17 protein-coding genes are annotated in these 16,375 nt (G+C 53.9%); 16 read left to right on the forward strand and 1 reads right to left on the reverse strand.

The features are described 5' to 3' along the window. Window positions 1-297, forward strand: coding sequence for an integration host factor subunit alpha (ihfA, locus tag M495_RS10470; protein ID WP_004943604.1), 297 nt, complete (start codon window positions 1-3; stop codon window positions 295-297). Window positions 298-512: 215 nt separating this feature from the next. On the opposite strand, the gene M495_RS26130 is transcribed toward ihfA, so the two are convergent. Continuing rightward, a complete protein-coding gene (locus M495_RS26130; RefSeq protein ID WP_020826623.1) occupies window positions 513-644 on the reverse strand; it encodes a hypothetical protein in 132 nt (43 codons plus the stop codon). A gap of 232 nt (window positions 645-876) precedes the next feature. Between M495_RS26130 and M495_RS10480 the strand changes: the two genes are divergently transcribed. The 15 genes from M495_RS10480 to M495_RS10550 all read left to right on the forward strand — a co-directional run bounded on the left by M495_RS10480 (window position 877) and on the right by M495_RS10550 (window position 16,334). After that, window positions 877-1,296 (forward strand): DUF2502 domain-containing protein, encoded by a 420-nt coding sequence (locus tag M495_RS10480; RefSeq protein ID WP_020826624.1) that lies wholly within the window; start codon window positions 877-879, stop codon window positions 1,294-1,296. A gap of 172 nt (window positions 1,297-1,468) precedes the next feature. Next, window positions 1,469-2,476, forward strand: a complete 1,008-nt coding sequence (gene btuC, locus M495_RS10485; protein WP_020826625.1) for a vitamin B12 ABC transporter permease BtuC — start codon at window positions 1,469-1,471, stop codon at window positions 2,474-2,476. A gap of 41 nt (window positions 2,477-2,517) precedes the next feature. After that, window positions 2,518-3,069: a glutathione peroxidase gene (locus M495_RS10490; RefSeq protein ID WP_020826626.1), complete on the forward strand. Its 552-nt coding sequence runs from the start codon at window positions 2,518-2,520 to the stop codon at window positions 3,067-3,069. Between the two features lie 20 nt (window positions 3,070-3,089). Next, complete coding sequence (gene btuD / locus M495_RS10495; RefSeq protein ID WP_020826627.1) at window positions 3,090-3,845, forward strand: vitamin B12 ABC transporter ATP-binding protein BtuD; 756 nt, start codon at window positions 3,090-3,092, stop codon at window positions 3,843-3,845. A gap of 400 nt (window positions 3,846-4,245) precedes the next feature. Beyond that, window positions 4,246-5,400, forward strand: coding sequence for a UDP-4-amino-4-deoxy-L-arabinose aminotransferase (arnB, locus tag M495_RS10500; RefSeq protein WP_020826628.1), 1,155 nt, complete (start codon window positions 4,246-4,248; stop codon window positions 5,398-5,400). Further along, on the forward strand, window positions 5,387-6,367 hold the full coding sequence (arnC, locus tag M495_RS10505) for an undecaprenyl-phosphate 4-deoxy-4-formamido-L-arabinose transferase (protein WP_020826629.1): 981 nt from the start codon (window positions 5,387-5,389) through the stop codon (window positions 6,365-6,367). Before arnB ends, arnC begins: the two co-directional genes overlap by 14 nt. Beyond that, window positions 6,367-8,349: a bifunctional UDP-4-amino-4-deoxy-L-arabinose formyltransferase/UDP-glucuronic acid oxidase ArnA gene (gene arnA, locus M495_RS10510; RefSeq protein ID WP_041415355.1), complete on the forward strand. Its 1,983-nt coding sequence runs from the start codon at window positions 6,367-6,369 to the stop codon at window positions 8,347-8,349. The genes arnC and arnA overlap by 1 nt, the downstream gene beginning before the upstream one ends. Continuing rightward, window positions 8,346-9,251 carry a 4-deoxy-4-formamido-L-arabinose-phosphoundecaprenol deformylase gene (gene arnD / locus M495_RS10515; RefSeq protein ID WP_020826631.1) on the forward strand — a complete coding sequence of 302 codons (906 nt, stop codon included), beginning with the start codon at window positions 8,346-8,348 and terminating at the stop codon, window positions 9,249-9,251. The genes arnA and arnD overlap by 4 nt, the downstream gene beginning before the upstream one ends. Further along, entirely contained in the window at window positions 9,248-10,912 is a 1,665-nt protein-coding gene (arnT, locus tag M495_RS10520; RefSeq protein ID WP_020826632.1) for a lipid IV(A) 4-amino-4-deoxy-L-arabinosyltransferase, read from the forward strand. The genes arnD and arnT overlap by 4 nt, the downstream gene beginning before the upstream one ends. Then, a complete protein-coding gene (gene arnE / locus M495_RS10525; protein ID WP_020826633.1) occupies window positions 10,909-11,256 on the forward strand; it encodes a 4-amino-4-deoxy-L-arabinose-phosphoundecaprenol flippase subunit ArnE in 348 nt (115 codons plus the stop codon). Before arnT ends, arnE begins: the two co-directional genes overlap by 4 nt. Continuing rightward, window positions 11,253-11,645: a 4-amino-4-deoxy-L-arabinose-phosphoundecaprenol flippase subunit ArnF gene (gene arnF / locus M495_RS10530; RefSeq protein WP_020826634.1), complete on the forward strand. Its 393-nt coding sequence runs from the start codon at window positions 11,253-11,255 to the stop codon at window positions 11,643-11,645. The genes arnE and arnF overlap by 4 nt, the downstream gene beginning before the upstream one ends. Window positions 11,646-11,819: 174 nt before the next feature. After that, window positions 11,820-12,284, forward strand: a complete 465-nt coding sequence (locus tag M495_RS10535) for an NlpC/P60 family protein (RefSeq protein WP_041414519.1) — start codon at window positions 11,820-11,822, stop codon at window positions 12,282-12,284. A gap of 57 nt (window positions 12,285-12,341) precedes the next feature. Then, complete coding sequence (locus tag M495_RS10540) at window positions 12,342-13,355, forward strand: lipoate--protein ligase A (protein WP_020826636.1); 1,014 nt, start codon at window positions 12,342-12,344, stop codon at window positions 13,353-13,355. Between the two features lie 552 nt (window positions 13,356-13,907). Continuing rightward, window positions 13,908-14,645 carry an EAL domain-containing protein gene (locus tag M495_RS10545; RefSeq protein WP_020826637.1) on the forward strand — a complete coding sequence of 246 codons (738 nt, stop codon included), beginning with the start codon at window positions 13,908-13,910 and terminating at the stop codon, window positions 14,643-14,645. Window positions 14,646-14,891: 246 nt separating this feature from the next. Beyond that, on the forward strand, window positions 14,892-16,334 hold the full coding sequence (locus tag M495_RS10550; protein WP_020826639.1) for a protein adenylyltransferase SelO: 1,443 nt from the start codon (window positions 14,892-14,894) through the stop codon (window positions 16,332-16,334). The last annotated feature ends 41 nt before the right edge of the window (window positions 16,335-16,375 follow it).

The raw sequence follows: 16,375 nt of genomic DNA on the forward strand, positions 1-16,375 counted from the left end.
ATGGCGCTTACTAAAGCTGAAATGTCAGAACACCTGTTTGAAAAGCTTGGGCTTAGCAAACGGGATGCCAAAGACCTGGTAGAACTGTTTTTCGAAGAGGTACGTCGTGCTCTTGAGAACGGTGAGCAGGTGAAACTGTCAGGTTTTGGCAATTTTGATTTGCGTGACAAGAACCAACGTCCGGGGCGTAACCCGAAGACCGGCGAGGACATTCCGATTACGGCGCGCCGCGTGGTCACTTTCCGTCCAGGGCAAAAACTGAAAAGTCGGGTAGAGAACGCAAGCCCGAAAGAGTAAGTTGCGTGAAACCAAAAAAGGCCGCTTTTGCGGCCTTTTTCTTTTTTTGAAGAAAAATTCGGGTTATTCCTAAATTATGGCCGTAAGAACCTATGCGATTAAATAAAGTAGGTTGGTGTTTAATATTAAGATATAAATTTTTTGCGGATTTTTCTTATGGATATTAATTTCCTTGCTTTACCTAAAATAAAACCAGGAGCCTCGGCTCCTGGTTTTTAATAATGGTTGTAATAGTGGCCCGGGCCACCACCGCCACGATGACCGCCACCGTGGGGGCCGAAGCAGCAGGCGCTGAGCGCGGTGGTCAGCACGGCGACCGTGAACAACATTCCAATGCGTTTAATCATAATAATATCTCTTTGATAAGTGTCAGCGTCATTATAAATAGCGGCATGGCATCCGGTATGTCAGCTATTCGTTAAACGTTGTTAGCAGCTGTTTTATTTAATCTGAAAAATGAGAGTGTATGGATTATGTAAGCGAGGTGAAAACGATCTGAAAATAGGCATTGAGGCGATAGGCGTAAAATAAACGCGCTGATATAACCAGCTCAGCAAAAAATAAAGTGAGAGTGCCAAAATGAAAAAGATCCTGTTGCTGGTGTGTTTACCGCTGCTGCTGCCGCTCGTGGCCCAGGCAGATGTCTCCATTGATATCAACGTGCCGGGCGTCTCGGTCCATCTGGGGGATCAGGATCGGCGAGGTTACTACTGGGACGGCTATGACTGGCGTCCGCCACAGTGGTGGCATGCCCATCAGGGACGCGGCGTGGGTGAGCGTAACAGCCGTGGTCTGTACTGGGACGGTGGTCGCTGGCAACCCTCACCGCCGCGCGGCAACGATCACCGGAGTCCAGAGCGGGGCGGCAATCCGTTCCACGGTGAACGCGATAACCGTAACGATGGCAACCGTCATGATAATGACCACGGTAAGGGCCGCGGCAACGACAATGACCACGGTAAACCCTACCCACAAAACGGAAATGATCCGCGACGCTAATTGAGTGTACGACGTCTGGTGTTGCCCCTCAGTGGAGGGGGCAGCATCAGCCGTTGTTTTCCTGCCATAATCCTTAAGCAAGGCTTTCCCTTCTGGCGCTAACCCCCTAATATTTGACCCAGACGTCAATTATTCGACCGCCGCTCGCGGCCCGCAGGGAATCGCCACACCTATGCCAACCAGCCAGACCTTTACTTTATTACTGCACAAACAGCGTCATCGCGATAAACGCCATTTATGGCTGTTGGCGCTGGGCGTTGCCGTGGCTTTTGTTTTTAGCCTCAGCGCGGGTGATGTCTGGCTTTGGCCCTCACAGTGGTCAAGTGATGCGGCACAGCTGTTTGTCTGGCAATTACGCCTGCCGCGTGCGCTAGCGGTGATGTTGGTCGGAGCCAGCCTGGCCATTGCCGGTGCGGTAATGCAGGCCTTGTTTGAGAATCCGTTGGCTGAGCCTGGCTTATTGGGAGTGGCTAATGGTGCCGGGGTTGCACTGGTGCTAATGGTATTACTGGGCAACGGCCTGCTGCCGGTAGCGTTGATGAGTCTGAGCGCCATTGCGGGTGCGTTAATCATGACCTTTATGCTGCTGAGCTTTGCTCGTCGCAAGCGTCTGACCAACGCGCGATTATTGTTGGTCGGCGTTGCCTTGGGCATTGTGTGCAGCGCAGTGATGACCTGGGCAGTGTACTTCAGTTCCAGCCTGGATCTGCGCCAGCTAATGTACTGGATGATGGGCGGCTTTGGCGGCGTAGACTGGCGCCAAAAATGGCTGGTGCTGGCCCTGGTGCCGGTGGTGCTGTGGCTGTGTTGCCAGGGCAAGGCGCTGAACTTCATGGCGCTGGGTGAGGTACAGGCCCGCCAGCTCGGGCTTTCACTGCATTTGTGGCGTAATCTGCTGGTGCTGGCAATCGGCTGGCTGGTAGGCGTTAGTGTGGCGTTGGCGGGGGTGATCGGATTTGTCGGGCTGGTGATACCGCATATGCTGCGCCTTAGCGGTTTGACCAATCAGCGTTATTTACTGCCGGGTTGCGCACTGGCCGGTGCCGGCGTCTTGCTGGCGGCCGACGTGGTGGCGCGTATTACGCTGCTGTCGGCTGAATTGCCCATCGGGGTGGTGACAGCCACCCTGGGGGCACCTCTGTTTATCTGGTTGCTCACTCGGGTAAAAAGCGTAAGGTAGTTTCTCTGTTCACCTGCAAGTAAAACAAGAGGATAAGCTCCATGACTCAAGCTATTTATGACATTCCGCTGAACACCATCGAGAATCAATCTACCACGCTGGCACAATATAAAGGCCGCGTGTTGCTGGTGGTGAATGTGGCGTCGGAATGCGGCCTGACCAAGCAATATGAAGGGCTGGAAGCCCTGTACGAAACCTACCGGGATCAAGGTTTTGAGGTGCTGGGATTCCCCTCCAACGAATTTCTGGGGCAGGAGCCAGGCAGCAACGAAGAGATCCTGGCGTTTTGCCGGGGTACCTTTGGCGTTCAGTTCCCTATGTTTGCCAAACTGGAAGTGAACGGCGAAAACCGCCATCCATTGTATCAGGCGTTGACCGCCGCCAAACCGCACGCCGTTGCGCCGCAGGGCAGTGAGTTCCTTGCGCGTATGAGCAGCAAGGGGCGGGCACCAAAGCAAACTGGCGATATCCTGTGGAACTTCGAGAAATTCCTGATTGGCCGCGATGGCAAGGTCATCGAGCGCTTTTCCCCGGATACGACGCCGGAAGATCCTGCATTGCTGGCCGCCGTCAAACAGGCGCTGGCCGACTAAATAAGGAGCGGTAATACATCATGCTGCAACTCAGGCAGGTTGGGGTAGAAGGGCGCTTGGCCCCGTTTTCAGCACAGGTTGATGCTGGGTTGCAGTTTCACCTTATTGGCCCGAACGGCGCCGGTAAAAGCACGCTGTTGGCCTGCCTGGCGGGTATCTTGCCCGGTATCGGGGAGATCCTGCTGGACGGTCATCCGCTGAAAAGTTTTCAGGGCAATGAGCTGGCACTGCGTCGTGGTTATTTAAGCCAACAGCAGCCCCCGGTGGCGTTGATGCCGGTATTCCAGTATCTGGCATTGCATCAACCGGCGGGAGCTTCGGAAGAGGCGCTGGAAAGCGCCATTCTTTATCTGTGTCAGCGTTTAAAGCTGATGGACAAGCTGCCGCGTATGCTGACTCAGCTATCCGGCGGGGAATGGCAGCGAGTACGTCTGGCCGCGGTGCTGCTGCAGGTCTGGCCGACGGTTAACCCGTACAGCCAACTGCTGTTGTTGGATGAACCGACCAACAGCCTGGACGTGGCGCAGAAGGTGGCATTGGACCGACTATTAAGAGAGTTTTGCCAGAGTGGGCGCAGTGCCTTGGTTTGCGCGCACGATCTCAACCACACCTTACAGCAGGCCGATCGGGTCTGGCTGCTGCATGCAGGGCGCTTAGTTGCTCAGGGCAGCACGCGGGAGGTGATGGAGCCGGTTCTGCTGTCACAAATTTATGACGTCGATTTTCATTTGCAGGCGGTGGGCGATCAACGCTGGATTATGACCAAAACCGCCTAGTGCGTTAGCGTATTGAAAATGCGGCCTAAACGAAAATTAAACGGACTCGATATAAATAGCCGAGTAAGCATCGGCTTTATTTCACTCTTCGCTAAAAATCACCTCATAAATCTTGAAAACCGTCGCTGACGTGCTACGCTGATTTAGTTCGAATAAAATAAGTAAATAATTATTAATAACTATAACTAATTGATTTTTAAATCAATATAAAATGATGATGATGGCCCTCGCAAATCAGATAGTCCGCTGATAATTAATCTCGCCTTAAGGTTTAGTTAAGCTTGCGGCCGTACATTGGCAGTTAATCCACCGGGAACGATTCTCTCTGGCGTTTAATATTCGTTAAATAAAAGAGATCTACAGTGTCATTAAAAGAAATTTGATACGTTTGGGGTTAACTATGGATCAATTTTTACCTTTCTCACGCCCGGCGATCGGCGATGAAGAAATCGCGGCGGTAGAAAAGGTATTGCGCTCAGGGTGGATCACCACCGGACCGCAAAATCAGCAGTTGGAAAGTGAGTTTTGCGCCACCTTCGGCTGCAAACATGCGATTGCCGTTTGTTCCGCTACTGCAGGCATGCATATCACCCTGATGGCTCTGGGCATTGGTCCCGGCGATGAAGTCATCACTCCCTCACAAACTTGGGTTTCAACCCTCAACATGATTGAGTTGCTCGGCGCCACGCCGGTAATGATCGACGTTGACCGCGATACGTTGATGGTCAATGCCAGAGATGTTGAAGCCGCCATTACGACCAAAACCAAAGCTATTGTCCCGGTGCATTACGCTGGTGCGCCATTGCAAATGGATGCATTGCGAGACGTGGCCAAACGCCATAATCTGCCGCTGATTGAAGACGCTGCTCATGCGGTGGGTTCCCGTTACAACGGTGAATGGGTTGGCGCACAAGGAACGGCTATCTTCTCGTTCCACGCGATTAAAAACCTGACCTGTGCCGAAGGTGGCCTGATTGCCACCGACGACGATGTGCTGGCGGATCGTCTGCGCTGTCTGAAGTTTCACGGTCTGGCCGTTGACGCTTTCGACCGTCAGCAACTGGGGCGCAAGCCGCAGGCCGAAGTGGTGGAGCCGGGCTACAAATACAACCTTTCGGATATCCACGCGGCCATCGCCGTCGTACAGCTGGCGCGCCTGCCGCAGTTGAACGCTCGCCGTAAAGAGCTGGCACAGCGTTATCTCACCGCGCTGGAAGGTTCACCTTTCCTGCCTCTGGGGTTGCCTGATTATCCGCATGACCACGCCTGGCACCTGTTTATGGTGCGCGTTGACGCCGAGCGTTGCGGTATCGATCGCGACCAACTGATGGAACGCCTTAAAGACGTGGGCATTGGTACCGGTCTGCATTTCCGTGCCGCGCATACCCAGAAGTTTTACCGCGACCGCTATCCGCAATTGTCCTTACCCAATACCGAATGGAACTCGGCGCGTTTGTGCACCTTGCCGCTATTCCCTGATATGACCGACGCTGATGTTGATCGCGTGGTCAAAGCCTTATCTTCTGTTGTGGAGTCGTTACGTGTCTCGCGTTGAACCGATTAAAAAAGTTTCGGTGGTGATCCCGGTGTACAACGAGCAGGAAAGTCTACCTGCCTTGCTTGAACGTACCACCGCCGCCTGTAAACAGCTGGCCCAGCCCTATGAAATTATCCTGGTCGATGACGGCAGCAGCGACAATTCTGCCGATATGCTGACCGCTGCCGCCGAACAGCCCGGCAGTTGCGTCATTGCCGTATTGCTGAACCGCAACTATGGGCAGCACTCGGCAATCATGGCCGGTTTCAATCAGGTGAGCGGCGATCTGGTGATCACGCTGGATGCTGACCTGCAAAACCCGCCGGAAGAGATCCCGCGGTTGGTGCGGGTGGCGGAAGAGGGTTACGACGTGGTCGGCACTGTGCGCGCCAACCGTCAGGACTCCTGGTTCCGTAAAAGCGCCTCCCGCATCATCAATATGATGATCCAGCGCGCTACCGGTAAATCGATGGGCGACTATGGCTGCATGTTACGCGCCTATCGCCGCCACATTATCGAAGCGATGCTGAACTGCCACGAGCGCAGCACCTTTATCCCGATCCTGGCGAATACCTTCGCCCGTCGTACTACTGAAATTGACGTGCTGCACGCTGAACGCGAGTTTGGCGACTCTAAATACAGCCTGATGAAGCTGATTAATCTGATGTACGACCTGATCACCTGTTTGACCACCACGCCGCTGCGTTTGCTGAGCGTAGTGGGCAGCGTGATTGCGCTTTCGGGTTTCGTGCTGGCGGTATTGCTGATCGCCCTGCGTTTGATCATGGGCCCTGAATGGGCGGGCGGCGGGGTGTTCACCCTGTTTGCCGTGCTGTTTTCCTTTATTGGCGCCCAATTTGTCGGCATGGGTCTGTTGGGAGAGTACATCGGTCGTATTTATACCGACGTGCGTGCTCGTCCTCGTTATTTTGTTCAGAAAGTGGTCGGTGAACAGCCGAACCACAATACTCAGGAAGAAGAATGATGAAAGCTATTGTATTTGCTTACCATGATATTGGCTGCGCAGGTCTGAAAGCGCTGACTGACGCAGGCTATGACGTTCAAGCAGTATTCACGCATACCGACGATCCTGGTGAGAACAACTTCTTCTCCTCCGTTGCCCGTGTGGGTGCAGAATTGGAGTTACCGGTCTATGCGCCGGAGGACGTTAACCACCCGCTGTGGATCGAGCGCATTCGCCAGATGCAGCCGGACATTATTTTCTCCTTCTATTACCGTAATCTGCTGAGCGACGAGCTGCTGTCGCTGGCGCCGCTTGGCGGTTTCAACCTCCATGGTTCACTGCTGCCTCGCTACCGTGGCCGCGCACCGGTGAACTGGGCGCTGGTGAACGGCGAAACAGAAACCGGCGCTACGCTGCATAAAATGGTCAAGCGTCCGGATGCCGGCGATATCGTTGGCCAGCGCAAAGTGGCAATCACCGCTGACGACACGGCGCTGACGCTGCACAAAAAAGTGCTGGAAGCCGCACAGTCATTGCTGAAGGACGAACTGCCGAAGCTGAAAAACGGCACGGCGACATTCAGTGCGCAAAACGAAGCCGAAGCCAGCTACTTTGGCCGCCGGACTGCGGCAGACGGTGAGATCCTGTGGCATAAATCGGCGCAGGAAATCAACAACCTGATCCGCGCAGTGACCGAACCTTATCCTGGCGCCTTCAGCTATCTCGGTCAGCGTAAATTGATTGTCTGGCGTGCTCGCGTGCTGGATGCGCAGCATGACAAGCAGCCTGGCACCGTGCTCAGTACTTCTCCGCTGGTCATTGCCTGCGGCGAAGGCGCACTGGAAATCGTTGCCGGTCAAAACGATGCCGGCCTGTACGTACAGGGTAGCCGTCTGGCGCAGGAAATGGGCATCGTCACCGACGTACGTCTGGCTGCCAAGCCCAACGCAGTGATGAAGCGCAGAACCCGCGTACTGATCCTCGGCGTTAACGGCTTTATCGGTAACCACCTGACCGAACGTCTGCTGCGTGACGATCGTTACGACATTTACGGTTTGGATATCGGTTCTGATGCCATCAGCCGTTTCCTGGATAACCCGCGCTTCCACTTTGTGGAAGGGGATATCAGCATCCATTCCGAGTGGATCGAGTATCACATCAAGAAATGTGATGTCGTTCTGCCGCTGGTGGCCATCGCCACGCCGATCGAGTACACCCGCAATCCACTGCGCGTGTTCGAGTTGGATTTTGAAGAAAACCTGAAAATCGTTCGTGACTGCGTGAAATACAACAAGCGCATCATCTTCCCGTCCACCTCCGAAGTGTACGGTATGTGCGACGACAAAGAGTTCGACGAAGATCATTCCCGCCTGATCGTCGGGCCAATCAACAAACAACGCTGGATTTACTCGGTGTCCAAGCAGCTGCTGGACCGAGTCATCTGGGCCTATGGTGCCAAAGAAGGGCTGAAGTTTACGCTGTTCCGTCCGTTTAACTGGATGGGGCCGCGCCTGGATAACCTGGATGCAGCGCGTATCGGTTCTTCCCGTGCCATCACCCAGTTGATCCTCAATCTGGTGGAAGGTTCGCCGATCAAACTGATGGACGGCGGGGCGCAAAAACGCTGCTTTACCGATATCAACGACGGTATTGAAGCGCTGTTCCGCATCATCGAAAACCGCGACGGGCTGTGCGATGGACAAATCGTCAACATTGGTAATCCGACCAACGAGGCCAGCATCCGCGAACTGGCGGAAATGCTGCTCGAAAGCTTCAATAATCACCCGTTGCGCGACCGCTTCCCGCCGTTTGCCGGCTTTAAGGATGTCGAAAGCAGCAGCTATTACGGCAAGGGTTATCAGGACGTTGAGCACCGTACGCCAAGCATCAAAAATGCCCGTCGCCTGCTGGATTGGCAGCCGACCATCGCGATGCAGCAAACCGTTGCCGATACCTTGGACTACTTCTTGCGCACCACCGTTCAGGAAGGTGACGGTGCATGAAGAAAGTCGGTCTGCGAGTTGATGTAGATACCTTCAGCGGTACCCGTGAAGGGGTACCGCAGTTGCTGGAGTTGTTCGACAAGTACAACATTCAGGCCAGTTTCTTCTTCAGCGTAGGGCCGGACAATATGGGGCGCCATCTGTGGCGCCTTTTACGTCCGAAATTCCTGTGGAAAATGCTGCGCTCGAACGCCGCGTCGCTGTACGGCTGGGATATTCTGCTGGCCGGCACCGCCTGGCCGGGGCGTAATATCGCCCGTGCCTTGGGGCCATTGATGAAACTCACCGCCCAGGCCGGGCATGAAGTGGGCTTGCACGCCTGGGATCATCAGGGCTGGCAGGCCAAGGTCGGCCGTTGGTCTGAGGCGCAGTTGACGCAACAGGTGCAGCTGGGTGTTGATGCGCTGACTGCCAGTACCGGGCTGCCGGTCAAATGCTCGGCCGTTGCCGGTTGGCGCGCGGACACACGGGTGCTGGAAGTGAAGCAGCGCTTCGGTTTTCACTACAACAGCGATTGTCGTGGTACCCATCCGTTCCGTCCGCTGTTAAGCGATGGCCGTGTGGGAACCGTGCAGATCCCTGTGACGTTACCGACCTTTGATGAGGTGATTGGCAGTGAAGTCAGTATGGCTGACTTCAACGATTACATTTTACGGGCGATTGAAAACGATCGCGGCGTGCCGGTTTATACCATTCATACCGAAGTTGAGGGTATGTCTCAGGCCGCAATGTTTGAGCAGTTACTGCAACGGGCGCAACGGCAGGGCATAGAATTCTGCCCGTTAAGCACCTTGTTGCCGCAAGATTTGGCGTCATTGCCATTGGGCCGCGTCGAGCGTGCTCCTTTCCCTGGCCGCGAAGGTTGGCTGGGTTGTCAAACCGATGTGAAGGACGATTCATGAAGGCGCTAAAAGGATCCTGGGCCATTGTGTTGGCCATTTTTTTTGCTCTGGTTTACCTGATCCCCCTCAATGGTCGCCTGCTGTGGCAACCGGATGAAACTCGTTACGCCGAGATCAGCCGTGAAATGCTGCAACGCGGCGACTGGGTAGTGCCGCATCTGCTTGGGCTGCGTTATTTTGAAAAGCCGGTTGCCGGATATTGGTTCAACAACATCAGCCAGTGGCTGTTTGGCGATACCAACTTCGCGGTGCGTTTTGGCTCGGTATTCAGCACCGGCATGACCGCCGTGCTGGTATTCGCGCTGGCTATGCTGATGTGGCGCAACGCGCGCCGCGCCAGCCTGGCGACGTTGATTTTCCTGTCGATGGTTCTGGTGTTCAGCATCGGCACGTACAGCGTGCTGGATCCGATGATTTCCCTGTGGCTGGTGGCGGCCATGGTCAGTTATTACCTGACGCTGAAAGCCACCACGGTCAAGGGTAAAGTCGGCGGTTACGTGCTGCTGGGGCTGGCCTGCGGCATGGGCTTTATGACCAAGGGGTTCCTGGCGCTGGCGGTGCCGGTGATTGCGGTGATCCCGATAGTCATTCAGCAGCGACGGATCAAGGATCTCTTGATCTACGGCCCGTTGGCGATCCTGACCGCGGTATTGCTTAGCCTGCCTTGGGCGCTGGCTATTGCTCAACGTGAGCCGGACTTCTGGAACTACTTCTTCTGGGTGGAGCATATTCAGCGTTTTGCCGAGGATAACGCCCAGCACAAAGCGCCGTTCTGGTATTACATCCCGATTTTGATGGCGGCGGTATTGCCGTGGTTGGCGTTGTTGCCGGGATCTTTGCTTAAGGGTTGGCGTGAACGCGTCCAACGGCCGGAGCTGTTCTTCCTGCTGAGTTGGGTGATGATGCCGCTGATCTTTTTCAGCATCGCCAAAGGCAAACTGCCGACCTATATTTTGCCGTGCATGGCGCCGTTGGCGCTGTTGATGGCCGCTTACGCTGAGGATTATGCGGCAACCTTGCGCAGCAAAACTTTCAAGATCAACGCATTGCTGAACGGCTTATTTGGTCTGATTTGCGTGGTGGCGCTGCTGGTGCTGGGTTCAGGATTGCTGCCGAAGGTGAAGCTGTTTGGGGCACAAGAGTGGCCGAAGATCGTCATCGGCATTATTATGTTCGGCGGTTGGCTGTTATTTGCCATAGTGTCGGCGCGTAATAATGCGCAACGCTGGCGCTGGGCGGCGGCTTGTCCGCTACTGCTGTGCTTGCTGGTGGGTTACGCCATTCCGCAGCAGGTCACTGACTCCAAGCTGCCGCAAAACTTTATCAGCGTAAATATGGCGCAGTTGGGCCATAGCCGTTACGTATTGACCGACAGCGCAGGGGTAGCGGCAGGGCTGGCCTGGGAGTTGAAGCGCAGCGATGTGCTGATGTTCAGCGAGAAAGGTGAGGTGGCTTATGGCCTGGCCTACCCGGATTCCCGCAGCCATTTCATCAGCGATGCCGACTTCCCGCAGTGGTTAGCTCAAGCGCGTAAACAGGGTGACGTCTCATTGGTATTGCAACTGTCGAGAGGGGATCACGTGCCGCAAACCTTACCGGCAGCGGATAAAGTGGTTGAGATGAACCGCTTAGCGCTGCTTTGGTATCAACAGCAGCCATGATAGTCGGCTACTTGCTGGTGCTGGTGGTCAGCCTGCTCACCTGCGGTGGGCAGCTGTGCCAGAAACAAGCGGCCCAGAGTTGGCAATTGCCCCCCGACGTCAGACGGGGGGTGACGCTGCGCTGGCTGCTTCTGGCGGTGTTTTTGCTGGGGTTGGGCATGGCGGTTTGGCTCAACGTGCTGCAGCGTTTGCCGCTCAGCCTGGCTTATCCGACGCTCAGCCTGAATTTTGTGTTGGTGACACTGGCCGCCCGGTGGCTGTTTAACGAACCCACCACCGCACGCCATTGGTACGGCGTGGCGTCGATCATGCTGGGGATCCTGCTGATGAGTATCAATCCATGAGGGGCTACGCCTGGGGCGCTGCCAGCGTACTCTTGGTCACGCTGGCGCAACTGTTGATGAAGTGGGGTATGGCGCAGATCCCATTGATGTCGTTTGCCGACGTTACGTTAAGCCTGTTTGCCCAGTATTGGGTGCCGCTACTGGCGGTCAGCGGTGGTATCTTCGGTTATGCGTTGTCCATGCTATGCTGGTTCTTCGCGCTGCACCATCTGCCACTAAACCGCGCTTACCCACTGCTGAGCGTGAGCTATGCGCTGGTGTACCTGGCCGCGGTGATCCTGCCGTGGTTTAACGAATCCGCCACCCTGTTGAAAACGTTGGGAACGCTGTTTATCCTGTTTGGCGTGTGGCTGATTAACAGCCAGGCCAAGGTAAAAACGCCTCAATAGCGCAAAAAGTGGCGCCAATGCGATTATCTCCTTCACCGTGCTTGCCTTTTTCCCCTGCAGGGGGATAAATTAGCCCCAAATAGCGCTTTCCTTACGTGGTGCCGGCTTTGCCTCGCAGGCGGTATGCTTTTACCGGACGGCATGATGCGGCAACGTGTTCAATGAAGGGATATTATGCGGATGCGTATTTGGTTTTTATTAGCCAGTTTAATTCTTGCCGGTTGTAGCAGTCATGCACCGCCGCCCAGCGGTCGGCTGGCGGACTCTATCGTGGTGGTGGCTCAGTTGAATGAGCAACTGCGTCAATGGTACGGCGCACCTTATCGTTACGGTGGGGTCGATCGCGGCGGCGTTGACTGTTCCGGTTTCGTTTATCGCACCTTCCGCGACCGTTTCGATATGCAACTACCTCGTTCGACTGTGGAACAAACCTCGCTGGGAACCAAGGTCTCGCGTGATGAGCTGATGCCGGGCGATCTGGTGTTTTTCAAAACCGGCGGCGGTGAGAACGGTTTGCACGTTGGCATTTATGATACCAACGATCAGTTTATTCATGCCTCCACCAGCCGTGGCGTAATGCGATCCTCGCTGGACAATGTATATTGGAAAAAAGCCTACTGGCAGGCGCGGCGCATTTAATCTTAAGCTGTTGATTTGGTGTATCATGGCGGCATCACGTGCTTAGCGGGGACCGCCATGAATAACTTACGCTTACTGATTTCCGATTCTTATGACCCCTGGTTCAATCTGGCCGTGGAAGAGTGCATCTTCCGCGAAATGACCACGCAGAAAATCCTGTTCTTATGGCGCAATGCCGAAACGGTGGTTATAGGCCAGTCACAAAACCCATGGAAAGAGTGCAACACCCGGCGAATGGAGCAGGACGGTATTCGCCTGGCGCGTCGTAGCAGCGGCGGTGGGGCGGTATTTCACGATCTGGGCAATACCTGTTTTACCTTTATGGCGGGCAAACCGGGTTACGACAAAACTCTTTCAACCGGCATCATTCTGCAGGCGTTGGCGCAGTTGGGTATTTCTGCCACGGCGTCGGGTCGCAATGATCTGGTGATCGAAACGCCGGAAGGTGTGCGTAAAATCTCCGGCTCGGCCTATCGGGAAACCCAGGATCGCGGATTCCACCATGGCACCTTGCTACTGAATGCCGATCTTAACCGTCTGGCGGATTATCTTAATCCGGATCCCAAAAAGCTGCAGGCCAAGGGCATCACCTCGGTACGCTCCCGGGTGGCCAACCTGGTGGAATTTAAACCTGACATCAGCCACCAGCAGGTCTGCGATGCGGTGACTCAGGCATTCTTTGACTACTATGGCGAGACCGCTACGGCGGAAATCATCTCACCGGATGTCTATCCCGATCTGCCGGATTTCGCCGCGCAGTTTGCCAAACAGAGCAGTTGGGAATGGAATTTCGGCAAGGCGCCGGCATTTAGCCATTTGCTGAATGAACGCTTTGTTTGGGGCGGGGTGGATATCTTCTTTGACGTAGAAAAGGGGTTGATCTGCCGGGCGCAGATTTTCACCGACAGCCTGAGTCCGGCACCGCTGCAGCGTTTGGCAGAGATGCTGGTGGGTTGCGCCTACCGCAGTGAAGCCTTGGCTGAGTGCTGCGACAAGCTGATTGCTCAGTTCCCGGAGCAGGCTACCGAGTTAGCCGAGCTGCGGCAATGGCTGGTAGAAACGATCAAATAGTAATCAAATTTTGAATATCAAAGGATGACAGTGTTCATCCTTTTTTTACATCTCAAGTTGGCTGCGCTTTATTGTTGTTATCCATTCTTAGGGGCTGGAATCCACCTAAATCCCAGGTAGCATGAATTTCCTAAAAATCAAGGTGGGCATTTTTTCGCATTTTCAATGCAAAGAATAACGTACGGAATTGATGTGTTATTAAATTTAATCAGTTGGCGATAGGCTTGCGCTTGTGCAGGTTTCATGCTTAATTGATATTTAGATGTGTTTAAGAATTTCTTTAATGAAAACAATGACAATAAGTTAAATTTTTAGAGTGAATATACCACTTAACCTAAATACACCTTAAATTCAGCGAAGTGATGGCAATTTTGCCATAAGCCAAATTGGTTCTGACTCTGCGCCAAGTGGACGCAACATAGCTTTAATCTATCAATTAAATGATAAGTTATCACTAATTGCATTGATATTTCCGATTAATCTCAGAGGGATTGATCGATAAAATATATTGATATACGATGAGATGCTCGCCATTCAGCCTGTGGCATTGAAATGAAAATACAATTCGAAGCTGACTTTATTAGTAGCTATGTTTTTCAACCTGTTTACTCAATGGAGGGCAGGCTGTTAGCGGTGGAAATTCTGAACCGCTTTAATAGTCTGGACGGTGATTTGGCTATGCCGGCTGACATTGGGATTAATTTACTGACCGCTGAGCAAAAGATTGAGTTATTTAATGAGCAATTGAAATTGGCAGAACAGAATGCATCCTGGTTTGTCGAAAACGACGTTTTGTTGACGTTAAATATTGAAGAAACCCTGGTCGATTTGATACTCGCTGACGGTCAACTCTGTGATCGTATCAGGCAGTGGTCATTTATTGCCTTTGAAATCAGTGAGGGTTTTCCGAATCTTTCGGCCGGCAAAAACAATGAGAAAATCCTCCGGCTTAGCGAGTTGTTTTCGCTGTGGTTGGATGATTTCGGTTCCGGTCAGGCGACCCTGACCGCCTTGTATGATGGGTTATTCGACTACGTGAAGATCGACAAACGTTTTTACTGGCAGTTGTTTACCCATCAGGGATATGACGTGGTCATTGACTCGTTATTAAAGAATATCAATCTACTGTGTAAGGGGGTAATCGTCGGAGGAATTGAGAAGAGGGAATATTTTAATAAGCTCAGACACGCCGGGGTTTTTGGCCTACAAGGTTTTTTATGGCCTAGCGTTGGTGTGGATAATCTGACAGCGTTACGGGTAACACCCGATGAGTTCAATAACAATAATTGAGAGTACTACACACAACGGAGCCAATAATGGACTGGATGATGTTTACCGTGATTCCTGTGCTGTTATTCATTATGATTTTTTCGCTGAACGCGTATTTTTCCTCTCAGCGTAAAAAGGTCTTAAAGCCGTATCGGCATAAACGCTGATCCCCGCATCTGCCCAGGTATCAGGCAGATGCGTTCTCCCTGCATTTCCTCTGTGTTAATCGCCCCGTTCAAGCTCTACACTAGGTGCAACGGAGGGCCTATGCCGCAGTTTGAAAACGCTTACCAACATCAGTTAGCCGGTTTTTATACCGAATTGAAACCCACTCCGCTGAAAGGCGCTCGTTTGCTGTATCACAGTGAACCGCTGGCACGCGAACTGGGGCTGGACGAAAGCTGGTTTACCCAGGACAAAACCCCGATTTGGGCGGGTGAGAAACTGCTGCCGGGCATGCGACCGTTGGCGCAGGTTTACAGTGGCCATCAGTTCGGCGTTTGGGCTGGGCAGTTGGGGGATGGCCGGGGCATTTTGCTGGGTGAACAACGCCTGGCGGACGGCCGTAGCATGGACTGGCACCTGAAAGGGGCGGGGTTGACGCCTTATTCACGCATGGGCGACGGCCGTGCGGTACTGCGTTCGGCGATCCGTGAGTTCCTCGCCTCCGAGGCACTGCACCATCTGGGCATTCCAACCACCCGTGCGCTGACCATTGTGACCAGTGAAGAGCCGGTTTACCGTGAGCAACCTGAGCGTGGAGCGATGTTGCTACGCGTAGCGGAAAGCCACGTGCGTTTCGGCCACTTTGAGCATTTTTATTACCGTAAGCAGCCGGAACAGGTGCAGCAATTGGCCGATTTTGTCATTGCCCGTCACTGGCCGCAGTTGCAAGATCAGGCGGAGGGCTACTTACTGTGGTTTACCGACGTTGTCGAACGCACTGCACGGCTCATCGCCCATTGGCAGACCGTCGGTTTCGCTCACGGCGTAATGAACACCGATAACATGTCGATTCTGGGGCTTACCATCGACTATGGCCCTTATGGCTTCCTCGACGACTACAAGCCCGACTATATTTGCAACCACTCTGATCATCAGGGGCGCTATGCCTTCGATAATCAACCGGCGGTGGCGCTGTGGAACCTCCATCGGCTGGCACAGACCCTGTCCGGGCTGATGAGTACCGAACAGCTGCAGCAGGCGCTGGCGGCCTATGAACCGGCCCTGATGCGCGCTTACGGGGAACAGATGCGTGCCAAGCTCGGCTTCTTCACCCAATCGCAACAGGATAACGATTTGCTCACCGGGTTGCTGAGCCTGATGGCGCAAGAAGGCCGGGACTATAGCCGAACTTTCCGCTTGTTAAGTCATACCGAACAGCAACAGGCGCAGTCGCCGCTGCGTGATGAATTTATCGATCGCGCTGCGTTCGACGGTTGGTACCAACAATACCGCCAGCGCTTGCAGCAAGAACAGGTGAGCGACGCTGAGCGTCAACAGGCGATGAAGGCGGTGAACCCGAAGCTGATCCTGCGCAACTATCTGGCGCAGCAGGCGATTGAAAGTGCCGAACGGGATGATGTCAGCAAACTGGCGCGCCTGCATCAGGCTTTGTTGACGCCGTTTGCTGACGCGCCGGAATATGACGATCTCGCCGCATTGCCGCCGGATTGGGGCAAGCATCTGGAGATATCCTGCTCGAGTTAGAGGCACTGAAATGAAAGGATGACGGGCGCGGCGGGTACCGC

Origin of the sequence: Serratia liquefaciens ATCC 27592 (assembly GCF_000422085.1) — a bacterium.
Lineage (GTDB): Bacteria > Pseudomonadota > Gammaproteobacteria > Enterobacterales > Enterobacteriaceae > Serratia > Serratia liquefaciens.

Bases quoted from the DNA above. Each gene is read 5' to 3' on its own strand.
- ihfA (WP_004943604.1), top strand. From the start codon at position 1: ATGGCGCTTACTAAAGCTGAAATGTCAGAACACCTGTTTGAAAAGCTT.
- M495_RS26130 (WP_020826623.1), bottom strand. From the start codon at position 644: ATGATTAAACGCATTGGAATGTTGTTCACGGTCGCCGTGCTGACCACC.
- M495_RS10480 (WP_020826624.1), top strand. From the start codon at position 877: ATGAAAAAGATCCTGTTGCTGGTGTGTTTACCGCTGCTGCTGCCGCTC.
- btuC (WP_020826625.1), top strand. From the start codon at position 1,469: ATGCCAACCAGCCAGACCTTTACTTTATTACTGCACAAACAGCGTCAT.
- M495_RS10490 (WP_020826626.1), top strand. From the start codon at position 2,518: ATGACTCAAGCTATTTATGACATTCCGCTGAACACCATCGAGAATCAA.
- btuD (WP_020826627.1), top strand. From the start codon at position 3,090: ATGCTGCAACTCAGGCAGGTTGGGGTAGAAGGGCGCTTGGCCCCGTTT.
- arnB (WP_020826628.1), top strand. From the start codon at position 4,246: ATGGATCAATTTTTACCTTTCTCACGCCCGGCGATCGGCGATGAAGAA.
- arnA (WP_041415355.1), top strand. From the start codon at position 6,367: ATGAAAGCTATTGTATTTGCTTACCATGATATTGGCTGCGCAGGTCTG.
- arnD (WP_020826631.1), top strand. From the start codon at position 8,346: ATGAAGAAAGTCGGTCTGCGAGTTGATGTAGATACCTTCAGCGGTACC.
- arnT (WP_020826632.1), top strand. From the start codon at position 9,248: ATGAAGGCGCTAAAAGGATCCTGGGCCATTGTGTTGGCCATTTTTTTT.
- arnE (WP_020826633.1), top strand. From the start codon at position 10,909: ATGATAGTCGGCTACTTGCTGGTGCTGGTGGTCAGCCTGCTCACCTGC.
- arnF (WP_020826634.1), top strand. From the start codon at position 11,253: ATGAGGGGCTACGCCTGGGGCGCTGCCAGCGTACTCTTGGTCACGCTG.
- M495_RS10535 (WP_041414519.1), top strand. From the start codon at position 11,820: ATGCGGATGCGTATTTGGTTTTTATTAGCCAGTTTAATTCTTGCCGGT.
- M495_RS10540 (WP_020826636.1), top strand. From the start codon at position 12,342: ATGAATAACTTACGCTTACTGATTTCCGATTCTTATGACCCCTGGTTC.
- M495_RS10545 (WP_020826637.1), top strand. From the start codon at position 13,908: ATGAAAATACAATTCGAAGCTGACTTTATTAGTAGCTATGTTTTTCAA.
- M495_RS10550 (WP_020826639.1), top strand. From the start codon at position 14,892: ATGCCGCAGTTTGAAAACGCTTACCAACATCAGTTAGCCGGTTTTTAT.